Genomic DNA, 12869 nt, shown 5'->3' on the forward strand with positions numbered 1-12869 from the left:
GATCACTTCTTCGGCTTCGACAGTTTGCTCTTCCATCCACCCGGCACCTGCCCGAGACCGTGCTTGTTGAACTTGCGCTGCACATGCTCGCTCAGCCGGTGCTCGGGGACGCCCTTGGCCTGTCCGAGCCGGCCCGCATGCTTCGCCGCCTTTATGCGCGATGCTGCGATCTGGTCGACCAGTCCCTGCTCGCCCTGCCTGCGCAGCTTCTGCACGCTGTCCAGCTGCGGGAAGAGCTTCGTCAGATGCTTTAGCGCCTTCGTGGGCGAAACCTGGGTGCGGTCCTCGCGCGGCAGATGCTGCTGCCGGCTGCTGTGCTTCCATTTCTGCGCCATTGCCTCGGCCATGAGTCCTAGGCCCGCGTCGCTCTCCTCCGACCCCATGGACGACCCACCCAGTGCCGTATGCGGTTCATTCACGCGAAACAGCACGGCGGTCGCCTGCGCTTCGCTGCTGTAGGGCTTGCCGCGCCAGAGACTGAGGCCCGGGGTGGGTTGCAGCATGTCGCTACCTCCCTTGACGAACGCCTTGTTGGCACGTCCCAGGTCGGACAATCCCTCCAGATTCTCGAACAGCCGGGTGTACTTTGTGCTGGCGGTATCCGGCGCGGTCAGCTTCCACTGATCCCACACCTCTCCTTTGCTCGGCGCGAGCTGCGAGGTAAAGCCCTCATAGACGCCGGACTGACTTCCGCCGGGGCGAACAAAGGCCGACTCCAGTTTCTCCGGCTGCTTGCGCAACCCCTGTCGCGCACGGCGCAGGCTCTTGAAGCGTCTCGGACGGCGACCGCCGAAGCCGCCGGTATACGCCGAACGGCGATCTTCGCTCTCGCCGTCCTCTTCACGCCCCCGCTTGAGCGAGGAGCGGAACCCGTGCGCATCCGGCACCTCGCCCAGACCGTGCTTCTCGAATTTTCCCTGCACATAGGCATCCAGGTCGTCGCCGCGCTTGCCCTTGGACTTCCCCCAGGCCCGCGCTGCCTTGGCGGCGCGCATGCGGGAATCCTCGATCTTCGCGCGCAGGCCGCCTTCACCTTGCGCGCGCATTTTTTCGGTCGTGTCGAGCTGCGCGAAACGGCGATTCAGTTTGCTCAATGCGCGGCGACCGCCGAGCCTGCTCGTCCTACCCTGCTCTTGCTTGTGGGACCACTTGAGCGCCAGCGTCTCGGCCATCATGCCCGTGCCCGCATCTTCGCCATCCACGCCCATCGACGCCGAGCCGAACGCCGTGCTCGCCTCGTTCACGCGCATGAGCGAAGCCGTCATCTGCGCCTCCTTGCTCAGCGGGCGTCCTTGCCGATCCGTCCCGGCCTTGCCGCTGACGAGGGCCTTGTTCGCACGCGTGAGCTCGGACACATCCCTGATCTTGCCGAACAGCGCCGTGTACTTGGTACTCATGCGCTTCGACGGCTTGGCGAACTGCTGCGTCCAGGTCGTGCCCTCGGTGCTGGTCACGTGGGTCGCGGTACCCTGGTACACCGTGAACGAACTGCCCTCCGACCGCAGACCGAAACTCTGTCCGTGCTTCGATGCCGTCCGTGCCTCTTCCAGCGTGCGAAACAACGGCATCGGCCTTGGATGGAGCGCACCATCGGACGACGTCCCGGCGTCCTCTGGATGACTGCGCCGGCTCCTCTTGCCCGATGACTCCGGCAGGCCCGTGCTGGCCGTTGTCCGTGCGCGTTTCTTGTTGTTGGACCGATCCATGTACTCCGTCCCCGGCACGTCCATCGTCGCCCAGTGAGCTTGCATGCTCATGCAGTTCGCCTACAAGTGCACGCCCGGGACACATACGCCTCATGCCCTTGCGCCGTTATCTGTGGAGTGCGCTCCTTCTACCGGTCCTCTGGTGGTCAAAAGAGACGCAGATCACGCTTTACCTGAAGTTTGCCGAATTCGCGCATGGTGGCCACAAGCCATTTTTCCGCACACAAATCCATCCCAAGCAGTATGGATTCGTCAAAAATGGATCACGTAAATAACTGTTTATATTACAATAAATAGATAACAAAACATCCGGAAAACATCGCTGATACAGATTTCTCTTAGTTTTCACTTATAGCCATTTTTCTTATTTACCCATCCTGGGGATGATTCCTAAGGTCAATGCACCCACCGACTCGGAGAAGTTCTGGATGGGTGGTTCTGGAGAGATGGTCCGCTGCGCGACGAACGCCGCGACGTCTTCAAGATGCACGAACTGTCGTCAGGGAGGGACGTACACAGGACGTGCATCCAGGCGGAACCCGCACAAGAGCAAACACGCAGTCCATCACCATCCGAAGCGTGTACTTCATGCGTTCGGGGCAGGAACGGCTTTGCCTGCGTTCCGGGCACCGGGCGATCCAACCTTCATTGGGGAGTCGAATATCCATGGCTTTGAATATGATGAAAACGGTAGTCGCGACTGCCGTGCTCGGTCTGATGACCAGCGCGGCCTACGCGGGTACCGGTCACTCCAACAAGATCCACAACCCGTATTCGCCGGCCTACGGCCACACCTACCGTCACGGCGCTGTGCCGACCCGCGAGACCTGGGGTCAGATGCGTCGTTTCGAGGATACGCACGCCTCTGCGACTACCGCAGCGACCGGCACCAAGACGCTGAGCTACGGCGGCGGCGTCGACGGCATCGGTGTCACCAGCGGCACGCCGAAGGTCTACCTGGTCGTCTACGGCAGCCAGTGGGGCAGCGCAGGCACCGACGCCAACGGCAACATGACCCTGTCGGGTGACTCGCTGGGTGCGGTTCCGTACCTCGAGAGCATGTTCAAGGGCCTGGGCACCGGCGGCGAACTGTGGTCGGGCGTCATGACCCAGTACTGCGACGGCTCGGCCGTCAGCTCCGGCGCCACCTCGTGCCCGTCGAACGCCAACTACATCGGTTATCCGACCGGTGGCGCGTTTGCCGGCATCTGGTACGACAACTCGGTGTCTTCGCCGAGCAACGCCACGGCCGCGCAGCTGGCCCAGGAAGCGATCAAGGCAGCCGCGCACTTCGGCAACACCACCGCCGCCTCCAACCGCTACGTGCAGTACGTGATCCTGTCGCCGACCGGCACGCATCCGGACGGCTTCAACACCTCCGGCAGCGGCTTCTGCGCATGGCATGACTGGAACGGCGACGCGGGCGTGTCCTCGTCCTACGGCGATATCGCCTTCACCAACATGCCGTACGTGGCCGACATGGGCACCAGCTGCGGCCAGGGCTTCGTCAACGGCTCTTCGGCCGGCAAGCTGGATGGCTTCTCGATCGTCGAAGGCCACGAGTACGCCGAGACCGTCACCGACCAGAATCCGGCCGGCGGCTGGACCAACCACACCGGTAGCAGCTCCAACGGTCAGGAGAACGGCGACGAGTGCGCCTGGATCTCGTCCGGTCAGGGCGCCAGCGCCAACGTGAGCATGGGCAACGGTTCGTATGCCATGCAGAGCACCTGGTCCAACGACACCAACGAGTGCGACATCAGCCATCCGATCGTCACCGGCAGCGGTAGCGGCGGTGGCGGTGGCGGCGGCGGCTCCGGTCAGCTGCTGAGCAACACCGGCTTCGAGAGTGGTTCGGCCGCACCGTGGTCGCTGAGCTCCGGCGTTCTGTGCAGCAACAGCACCTGCAGCGGCCAGTCCGCCCACAACGGCTCCTGGTTCGCGTGGCTGGACGGTTACGGTTCCTCGCACACCGATACCGCCTCGCAGTCGGTGTCGATCCCGAGCGGCAACACCTCCGCCACGCTGGCGTTCTACCTCCACATCGACACGGCGGAGACGACCAGCTCGACGGCCTACGACACGCTCAAGGTGCAGGTGCTCAACAGCAGCGGTTCCGTGCTCGCGACGCTGCACACCTACTCCAACCTCAATGCTGCGTCGGGCTATGTGCAGCACAGCTTCGACCTGAGCAGCTACATCGGCCAGACGGTGACCATCAAGTTCACCGGCACCGAGGACTCGTCGAACCAGACCTCGTTTGTCCTGGACGACATCACGCTCAATGCGCAGTGAGTCCTTCCGTGACCGTCCAGCCCTTCGCCGGACGGTCGCATGAAACGAAAAACGGGGCCGCAATCGCGGCCCCGTTTTTTTGTTCAACGCGGCATGTACGGCGAGTACCGTTCATGCCGGCGAACCCTCGCCGTCACGGCGCAGCACACTGATCGTGCGGACAGGCGAAGTTCACTTCCAGACCACGCCCGACCGTCAACGGCACTCGGTGGTACATATCGATGACCTTGTCGCCCTTCTTCAACGTCACGCTGTAGACGCCGAGCGGAAGATGCCGCAACTCGAACTGACCGTTCTTCTTGACCACGGTGGTCCGGCGCACGCCGGAGGTACTATGCGCGAGAACCACATCCCCCGCCGGGGCCTGGCCGTGGATCATGCCAGCCGTGGATTGCGCCCGCACTGCGGTCGCGGGTAGTAATGCTCCGGCACAGGTGACAACCGCCACCGCCAGCACGGCCGACATCCCACGCACTCGGCCGCCATGCAAACCGTTCTTCTGCTTCCTGCCTTCCATGTAAATCCCCATCGGTTTTCGTTGATTTTCTGATCGCGCTCCTGTGCGCGATTTTCGCTGTTACCCGGGACATTTTTCGTTGCGCGCCCGGATAGCAACAGATTGAGGATATATAGAACGCGCTTCCTGTGTACAGACCACCAACCCGAGCCATTGGCGAAACAAGCATGCATCATCGAGACATGCTCGTTTGATACGGATGCTTGTCCTGCGTCATGCGGCACCCGACATCAGGGGCGTTGCACATGGTTCTCGGACATGCGCCGATACCGCAAGATGCGCAAAGATGCGCCATCCCGAAGCCGCCATAGTGCCGGCCTGACTTGAGAGGGCAGACCATGCAATCGACCCAGGCCGACGCCTACGCGCAACGGTTCGAGGCGGTATTCGCGCACATCGAACGCCACTTCGCCGAAAACCTCACCGTCGAACGGCTGAGCCGAGTCGCGCATTTTTCCCGCTTCCATTTCCATCGCCAGTTCACGCAATACGCCGGCATCAGCGTCAGCCGCTACATCCAGCTGACGCGACTGCGCAACGCTTCGTACCGGCTCGTGTTCGAGGACCGGCGACGGATCATCGACATTGCCCTGGAAGCGGGATTCGAAAGCGCTGCCGCGTTCTCGCGAGCGTTCCGCACCGCGTTCGGTCAATCGCCCTCGCAATTCAGGAAGCGCCCGGCCTGGCAGCCGTGGCGCGAACGCTATCGACTTCCTGTCCGCGAACGGAGACCTTCCATGGACGTACACATCATTGACTTCCCCACCACCCGCGTCGCCACGCTCGAACACCGGGACGCACCCGAACGCGTCAACGACACGGCCCGCACCTTCATCGAATGGCGCAAGGAAACCGGCCTGTCGCCCGTGGCGAGCAGCGACACCTTCGGCATCGCCTACGACGACCCCGACACCACCCATCCGGCCGCCTTCCGCTTCGATATCTGCGGCTCGATCGAGGATGACGTGCCAGCCAATCCGCAAGGCGTCGTCACACGCTACATTCCCGGCGGACGCTGTGCGGTGGCCCGCCATCACGGTTCACACGAGCGTCTGGGCGAAGTGGCCTACTACCTGTATCGCGACTGGTTGCCGGAAAGCGGCGAGGAACTGCGCGACTACCCGCTGTTCTTCCATTACCGCAACCTGATTCCCGACACGCCGGAGCACGAGCTGATCACGGACGTGCATCTGCCCCTGCGCTAGTCGTCGCCCCCTGCAACCCGCGCGGATCGTGAAGCTCTTCGTCCGATCCGCGCGGGTCGCGTGCGCGACCATAACGCGTGTATCTGACCGCATGCTCTACCTCCCATGAGCCATAGCAGGCACCTATCGGGCCCATAAGAAACTTTCATTGGAATCTATATTAGATTTTTCTTATAAATAGATCGTACACACGACTCCCCCTTTCCAATGAGGCAACGTCCATGAACGATCAGATCGAAACCAAGACCTTCGGCATGCCCCAGCTCAATGCGCCGGCGCCGGACTTCGAAGCTCGCACCACGCACGGCGTGCGCAAGCTGTCCGACTACAAGGGCAAGTGGCTGGTGCTGTTCTCGCACCCGGCCGACTTCACGCCGGTATGCACCACCGAGTTCATGGCCTTCGCCAAGGCCTATCCGGAATTCCAGAAGCTCGACTGCGAGCTGCTGGGTCTGTCGATCGACAGCTACTACTCGCACGTCGCCTGGGTGCGCAACATCAAGGAGAAGTTCGGTGTCGAGATCCCGTTCCCGATCATCGAGGATCTCAGCATGAAGGTCGCGCAGTCCTACGGCATGATCCATCCGGGCGCGGCGGACACATCGGCGGTGCGCGCCACCTTCGTCATCGACGACAAGGGCATACTTCGCGCCATGGTCTACTACCCGATGACCAACGGCCGCTCGATTCCGGAATTCATCCGCCTGGTCTCCGCCCTGCAAACCTCCGACGCAAACGGCGTGGCGACGCCCGAGAGCTGGGCTCCCGGCGACAAGGTCATCGTGCCGCCGCCGGCCACGGCCGAGGCCGCCGAGGCGCGCATGGACGAAGGCTACGAGTGCACCGACTGGTACTTCTGCAAGAAAGCGCTCTGACGCGAATCCGGACCGCTCCGCCATGCGGAGCGGTCCGGCACCGAGTCAGGCATGCCCCGCCTCCGCGGCCTTGCGCGCCAGCCCTGCATGCATGATGCGGTCGGTCCAGGCGATGCCGATAGCCGACAAGATGAAGACCACGTGGATGATGGTCTGCCACATCACGCCCGTCGAGGTCAGCGTGCCGCAAGCCAGCGGCTGGTTCGGGTCCAGCGCCTGCGCCGCCGCCAGCGCCTCGGGCGTGCAGAACGGCAGCCCGCCGATGGTGCCCGCGGCGATGAAGGTCTTCAGCAAGTGAATCGAAGAGATGCCGATGATCGCCATCGCCAGCTTCACCTTCAACACCGATGCATTGACGTGCGACAACCACTCGGGCTGATCCGGATGCCCCTCCAGCCGCAGGCGCGAGACGAAGGTCTCGTAGCCCCCGACGATCACCATGATGAGCAGATTGGAGATCATCACCACATCGATCAAGCCCAGCACGATCAGCATGATCTGCTGCTCACCCAGGTGCGGCGCGTCGTGGATCAGGTGCCACAGCTCCTTGACGAACAGGAACACGTACACACACTGCGCCACGATCAACCCCAGATACAGCGGAAGCTGCAGCCAGCGCGAACCGAAGATCAGGAAACGGAGCGGCTTGAAACCGCCATTCGTGGACTCGTGCATCGATGCGACCCGTAACGGAACCGACGCAAGCGTAGCGGTCCGCGCGCTACCTTCCAAGCACCGAATCGAACCTGCGTAAAAGCCCGGTGCAATCGGGTTGCCGATTCGCTTGCATCCGCTTCGACATGGAGAGATGCTGAGCGTCCGGACTACAGGGAATGTGCTCTTCGCAAGGAGTCGACCGATGCCCAAGGAAAGTCTGCGCACCCGCGTGGCGAACAAGCTCGCCGAAGCCAACCGGACCGGCAAGGCACCCAAGCTCGCCAAACGCGAGGAACGATTCGTGCCACGCCTCGCCCGCAAGCCGCGGGCCGGTTTCACGCCGGAACTCCTGCAACGCCAGAAGGGCGCATTGCGCCGCGTCGAGGAAGTGAATGTCCATGGCTCGCTGAACAACGTGCAGGTCAAGCGCACGAGCGCGCAGGATGTGGGTTCGTTCGTCGATCTCGCCACGGATGCGAGACGCTCGATGCACGAGGTGATGAGCAAGCCCGGCGGCCATCGCATGATGACCGAGCTGGACGACCGGATCGGCCGCAATCGCGCTCACGCCGGCACCCACGCCAACGTGTACATCCGCTCGCTCAAGCCTACCGACACGAGCAACATGAATTCCCCACACGCGGCACCGGGCGTCGAGGAAGGCTATCGGTTCGACGGTCACGAAGGACGCGGCTGGGGAAGCGAGGTGCGCTACGACCCCAGTGCGTCGACCGCCAACCGCTTCATCGGCCTGGGCCATGAAATGGTGCATGCGCATCGGCTTGCACACGGCAAGGCCGTCGGTGTGCCCCAACTCAATCAGTCCGGCAATCCGCTGTTCACCGACCCCAGGTCCGTCGGCGCGTCTGTGGATTCCGGCCAGAACGTGGCGTTCGGCACGCATCTGATGAACGTGGTGCAGCAGGCCAACCACCTGCAGGAAGAATTCGAGACCGTCGGACTCAGTCCCACACCGCGCGGCGCATTCAATCCCACCGAGAACATGCTGCGCCAGGAGCACAACAAGCCGCTGCGAGACAACTACAGCCGCATGCGGCCCGGGCAGTTCGACGACACCGTGAACCGGTCGGATGCGCTGTTCGATCGTCGCTCGACGGCCAGCAAGATTTGGCACGGAATCTCTGGCAACTCGCCAGCCCCGACGCCCGTTCGCAATCTCGTCAAGCGCTACAAAGACTGACGACGCGTCCCATCCAGTGCAGACCGGCGAGCGGTCACGGAATCAAGTGAATCAGGTAGATCAGCATCGCGCCGAACACGATGGACACCATCAATGCATCGGCCGCCTTCGAACGATAGATCCGGGCCATGTCGATCTGTGACCCTCCGCCGCCGAGCATGAACGGCTCGCCGTTCTCGGGCTTGCGCACGACGTCGACTTCCGGCTCCGCCTCGCTTCGCCGCATCCGTGCGGCAACTTCGGTTCGGGCCGCTTCGCGCGCAGCCTCCCACTCGGCCATGTCGATACGGCCATCCTGATCCGTGTCGAAACGTTCGACCAAGCGCCCCTGATCCTGCTTCCACTGCGCCAGAAGATCGGCCACCGCGCGCTCGAACGTCTCCCCCTGCCGATGACCCGAGAACGTGTGCAACTCGCCGGCCACGTAGAGTTTCTCGCCCACGCGCATGCGCTCTTCGGTATAGAGGTAGCGTCCATTGCGAACATGGTCGCGAACATCCATGGGGCGCGGCGGCGATGCCAGACGGCCTCGCCAGCGATGCGTGATCGATGGCGTGACCTCGGCGCCATCTGGATCCACCAGCAATTCTCCGCCCCGGTTCTTCAAGAGAATCGGCGTCGAGCTGGTGCCTTCCTCCAGCGTTGTCAGACTTTTCTTGCCGTCGAGGCCCCGCTTCTGCACTTGAATGCGGTAGCGCCACCACGTGCAGGGCGTGCCCGTCAGCGGAGCCTCGACCGTCTGATCCGGCGGTACGTACTGACGCCCGATCAGCTCGACATAGCCCTGCGCAGCAGAGGGAATCCTGGACGTGGGAATGTCCTCGATCCGGCGCGCGCACTTCAAGGAGTTATACCAGCCCCGCAGGAACACATAGGTCATCAAGGCGCAGAGCGCCATGCAGAAATAGAGCATGCCCAGCGTGACGTAACCATTCAGCTCATGCCACATGCCGACCTCCCGCGAGCGCCTCCGTGACCACGAAGGCGCCGACGCTTCCTGAAACCGTCGCCATGGCGTCAGCCGAACAGTGCCTTGATATCGACGTCCCGAGTCTCCCGGGCGCTGAATCGAAGCATCTCGGGCGGACGGAAACGGAACACCCGCGCGACAAGAAGGTCGGGAAACTGATCGATGCGAACGCGGAACAGATTGACGGAGTCGTTGTACAGCTCGCGGCGATCCGCAATGGCGTTCTCCAGCCCCGAGATGCGGCTCTGGAGATGCTTGAACGAAGTGTCCGCCTTCAGATCGGGATAGTTCTCGGCCAGTGCGAACAGATGCGTCAGTCCGTCTCGCAGCATCTGCTCGGCCTGTCCCAGTTCCTTCAGATCGGCCGCGGCGCGCGCGGAGAACACCTCGGCACGCGCCTGCACGATCTGCTCCAGCGTGCTCTGCTCGTAACGCATGTACTGCTTGCAGACTTCCACCAGCTTGGGCAGTTCGTCGTGCCGCTGCTTGAGCAGCACGTCGATGTTGGCCCAGGCCTTGGCAGCGTTGTGCTTGAGCTGCACAAGATTGTTGTAGATCAACACCACGTAGGAAAGAACAAGCAGCGCGATGGCGCCTTCCACGATTTCCCTGATCCCCATTGCGAGCGCTCCCTACCCTTTGTTCCATGCTGCCATGCACGCGGAATATAGCGCAGTCTCACGGCAACCTGGGTCACATGCGTTATCCGGCGTGGTGTCCGGCGAGCACGCCGATCGTTCGCATCCACTTTGTGGCCAATGCGGGCCACCGGGTGATCGGCGCCTTTGTCCGGCGCAGCCCGAATGCATGCCCGCCGTGGGCATACAAATGCATCTCAGCCGGTACACCGGCTTTCGTCAGCGCGGTGTAGTAGACCAGCGCCTGTCTCACGCCATCGACATGATCGTTCTCGGCCTGCACCAGAAATGTGGGCGGCGTGGCATGCGACACGGGGACGTTCGGATTCAGCTTCCACGCATCGTCCGCGAGATGCCCCGGATAGATCGCCATGGCGAAATCCGGCCGGGCGCTCTCGCGATCGGCCGCATCGACCGGCGCGTACAAGCGGTCATCGAACTGCGTACTGATCTCGGCGACCAGAAACCCGCCTGCCGAGAATCCGATCACGCCGATCTTGTGCGGATCGATATGCCACTTCGATGCATGCGCGCGCACCAGCCGGATCGTTCGCTGGGCGTCCTGCAATGCAGGCACCGGCACTTCGAAATTGTGCGGCCGACAGTTACATGACCAGCGATAGGGAATACTCGGAACCCGATACTTGAGCAGTACGCAGGTCACGCCGGCAGAAGTCAGCCAGTGACAGACCTCGGTACCTTCGAGATCCATGGCCAGCACTTCGAACCCGCCGCCCGGAAACACGACCACCGCTGCACCCGTATTCTTTCCCTTGGGCGCATACACCGTCATCGTCGGTCGGGTCACATTGGTCACGGCCATCCACGGCCGCCCCGCCACGTTCCCGCTGGATTGCGTGAGGGTTTCCGGACCCGGAACCGGCTTCAGATCAGGCGCCTTGCCGGGCCACAGAAGTACCTGCTTATGCCCGACCGTCGGCGACCAGACCTTCGACTTCGCTTGTGCAGCCGGGGCCACGACGACACACAGGCACAACACGATCACCCACCACGATTTCATGCTCATCTCCAGTCCATCACTGATCGACGCCTCGCGTCGCATTCGCGTCGGTGAATCCCGTTCATTGTGCATGACCATCAGGCCGAACGCGGGCAAATACATGGCCATTCGCGGCCCGGATGCAAACTCGTTCCGCATGGCCTCAAGCGATTTTCTGTTGGCGCATTCAAATCGCTTCCGTTAGGTTATCTCCACACACAGGACGTGTAGGGGAAAATAATGAAACACCCATTTCTGGTCTGGCTCACGCTGGGCCTTAGCGCACTTGCTCTGCTGCCGACAGTCTTCGGCTTCTTTCACATGCTGTTCAACATGCTCGGCGCCGTGCATGTATCGCACCAGGCCGTGGTCGCACTCATCTTCCAGCTCGCATTCTCGATCTATCTTGGGCTGGTGATCTACGGCGTCATCCGTCGTCCGCGCTGGGGACATGGGCTGTGCATCAGCTTCAGCCTGCTGCTCGTGCTCGCCGCAACGCTCGCGGCCTTCGATCTGCGTGCGGATTACCAGTACATGATCTTCCCGATATCCCGCATGCAATGGAAGATTGCGCATGCGCAGATCGTGATCGCCAGCGTGCTTTACGCTTACCTGATCGCCATCGGCTCCCGTCAGTTCCGGCATTACTTCTCGCCGCCTCCGATCGCGGACGATGCCGAGACGTACGAGGAAGAGGCCCCGCACAACGCGAACGCCCCCGCCCACGACACGCCTGCGAGAGCAGCCGTGAAGGCGCCGCCCCAGCCGGCTCCGCCTCCGAAGCCGGCCCCGGTCTCTGAGCAACCGGATGCCGTAGAGATGCGCCTGGATTTCGACTGACCACAACCCAAGCCGAAGCCGGCCCGCATACGGAATCGCCAGGGTTGCGGATCTCGATGGTCCGCAGCCGCGGCACCACACGAGGCACTCGACGCACACCTATCCCGTGCGCACCGCGAACACTGCGGGGAACGCAGCTTTCATCGAGCGGTCCATCCTTTGTCAGACGACGCTCGAAGGAAGGAATCCGGCTCATGGAAGTCACCCGCTTGCAGCCGGATCATCAACAGGCGTTTTCACTCCGACGGGCCACGATCATGGCCTGGATCGTCTTCGGCCACGGCATGCTCGGACTGTTGCTGCTTGCTCCGGCCTCGCCACGGCGGTTCGTTCCGCGATTGCGCGCTTGCGCGCTCGCGCGCACTCGACCCCAAGAGGATTGATCGCAGTCTTCCTGAAATCGAACGAACGGCACGCTGAGCTGCCGTTGAAATCTCCACACTCACCCCAGACCAAAGCCGTCAACAAACGGGGCTCGGTACAACCGCCACACCCACCATCAAGGCGCCTCAAGACGCCACGAATCCGCACGACGGGCCCGATTCACCCCATCGCTTCGCCCCATCGCCTCGAACTCGGACTTCCTTCTCCACACCACCGCAACGCGCATAGCTCACCCGCCCCCGTGCCCCGCTACATCGCCGGCGGCCAAGTTTTTCAGCAGCGGCTTCGTCGCGCACGTCTGGAAGCAGAACGCGGTGTGCCTCACGATGACGACATTCCCGGCATGCCGCACTTCGCCATGCGCGATCCGAGAAAACGCGGGATCGCCGGAGTGCTGCACTTCATCACGCACTCCGTCCTGGATGCAGCGGACCCGGCCTGCGTCCAGGCCGGCGCCGATGTCACCATGTCGAAAGCGCAGCGCGAACGGGTCGTCTTCGAACATCACTGCATTCTGCGACCACATTCCTGGCTGGCGCCCGACGGACCCGCCACACATCTCACAGGACGCCCTCCTGGAC

13 protein-coding genes are annotated in these 12869 nt (G+C 62.6%); 6 read left to right on the forward strand and 7 right to left on the reverse strand.

Going from position 1 to position 12869, the window contains the following annotated elements; translation table 11 throughout:
• Positions 1-2 precede the first annotated feature (2 nt).
• Positions 3-1568 (reverse strand): hypothetical protein, encoded by a 1566-nt coding sequence (locus HF690_RS05430; protein ID WP_168608726.1) that lies wholly within the window; start codon positions 1566-1568, stop codon positions 3-5.
• Positions 1569-2384: 816 nt separating this feature from the next.
• Here HF690_RS05430 and HF690_RS05435 point away from each other — a divergent pair.
• Entirely contained in the window at positions 2385-4001 is a 1617-nt protein-coding gene (locus HF690_RS05435) for a hypothetical protein (RefSeq protein ID WP_113064286.1), read from the forward strand.
• Positions 4002-4134: 133 nt separating this feature from the next.
• Here the strand turns inward: HF690_RS05435 and HF690_RS05440 are convergent, their stop codons facing one another.
• Positions 4135-4530: a carboxypeptidase-like regulatory domain-containing protein gene (locus tag HF690_RS05440; RefSeq protein ID WP_168608727.1), complete on the reverse strand. Its 396-nt coding sequence runs from the start codon at positions 4528-4530 to the stop codon at positions 4135-4137.
• Positions 4531-4856: 326 nt separating this feature from the next.
• On the opposite strand from HF690_RS05440, the gene HF690_RS05445 reads away from it, so the two are divergent.
• Both HF690_RS05445 and HF690_RS05450 read left to right on the forward strand, forming a co-directional pair.
• On the forward strand, positions 4857-5723 hold the full coding sequence (locus HF690_RS05445) for an AraC family transcriptional regulator (RefSeq protein ID WP_168608728.1): 867 nt from the start codon (positions 4857-4859) through the stop codon (positions 5721-5723).
• A gap of 221 nt (positions 5724-5944) precedes the next feature.
• Positions 5945-6598, forward strand: coding sequence for a peroxiredoxin (locus HF690_RS05450; RefSeq protein WP_168608729.1), 654 nt, complete (start codon positions 5945-5947; stop codon positions 6596-6598).
• 45 nt (positions 6599-6643) lie between these two features.
• Here HF690_RS05450 and HF690_RS05455 read toward each other — a convergent pair whose 3' ends face one another.
• Positions 6644-7273 carry a TIGR00645 family protein gene (locus tag HF690_RS05455; protein WP_113064282.1) on the reverse strand — a complete coding sequence of 210 codons (630 nt, stop codon included), beginning with the start codon at positions 7271-7273 and terminating at the stop codon, positions 6644-6646.
• 184 nt (positions 7274-7457) lie between these two features.
• Between HF690_RS05455 and HF690_RS05460 the strand changes: the two genes are divergently transcribed.
• The gene (locus HF690_RS05460; RefSeq protein ID WP_168608730.1) at positions 7458-8456 is read left to right on the forward strand and encodes a M91 family zinc metallopeptidase; all 999 of its coding nucleotides are present in this window, start codon (positions 7458-7460) and stop codon (positions 8454-8456) included.
• A 34-nt stretch (positions 8457-8490) separates the two neighbouring features.
• Here HF690_RS05460 and HF690_RS05465 read toward each other — a convergent pair whose 3' ends face one another.
• The 3 genes from HF690_RS05465 to HF690_RS05475 all read right to left on the reverse strand — a co-directional run bounded on the left by HF690_RS05465 (position 8491) and on the right by HF690_RS05475 (position 11085).
• Positions 8491-9405, reverse strand: coding sequence for a hypothetical protein (locus HF690_RS05465; protein ID WP_168608731.1), 915 nt, complete (start codon positions 9403-9405; stop codon positions 8491-8493).
• A 68-nt stretch (positions 9406-9473) separates the two neighbouring features.
• Complete coding sequence (locus HF690_RS05470) at positions 9474-10046, reverse strand: LemA family protein (RefSeq protein WP_168608732.1); 573 nt, start codon at positions 10044-10046, stop codon at positions 9474-9476.
• An 82-nt stretch (positions 10047-10128) separates the two neighbouring features.
• On the reverse strand, positions 10129-11085 hold the full coding sequence (locus HF690_RS05475; RefSeq protein ID WP_168608733.1) for an alpha/beta hydrolase: 957 nt from the start codon (positions 11083-11085) through the stop codon (positions 10129-10131).
• 300 nt (positions 11086-11385) lie between these two features.
• Here HF690_RS05475 and HF690_RS05480 point away from each other — a divergent pair, with 300 nt between their 5' ends.
• Both HF690_RS05480 and HF690_RS05485 read left to right on the forward strand, forming a co-directional pair.
• A complete protein-coding gene (locus tag HF690_RS05480) occupies positions 11386-11904 on the forward strand; it encodes a hypothetical protein (protein WP_146742276.1) in 519 nt (172 codons plus the stop codon).
• A 194-nt stretch (positions 11905-12098) separates the two neighbouring features.
• The gene (locus tag HF690_RS05485; RefSeq protein WP_168608734.1) at positions 12099-12287 is read left to right on the forward strand and encodes a hypothetical protein; all 189 of its coding nucleotides are present in this window, start codon (positions 12099-12101) and stop codon (positions 12285-12287) included.
• 230 nt (positions 12288-12517) lie between these two features.
• Here the strand turns inward: HF690_RS05485 and HF690_RS05490 are convergent, their stop codons facing one another.
• Positions 12518-12793, reverse strand: coding sequence for a hypothetical protein (locus HF690_RS05490; RefSeq protein ID WP_168608735.1), 276 nt, complete (start codon positions 12791-12793; stop codon positions 12518-12520).
• Between the last annotated feature and the right edge of the window lie 76 nt (positions 12794-12869).

Origin of the sequence: Oleiagrimonas citrea (genome assembly GCF_012395255.1) — a bacterium.
GTDB lineage: Bacteria > Pseudomonadota > Gammaproteobacteria > Xanthomonadales > Rhodanobacteraceae > Oleiagrimonas > Oleiagrimonas citrea.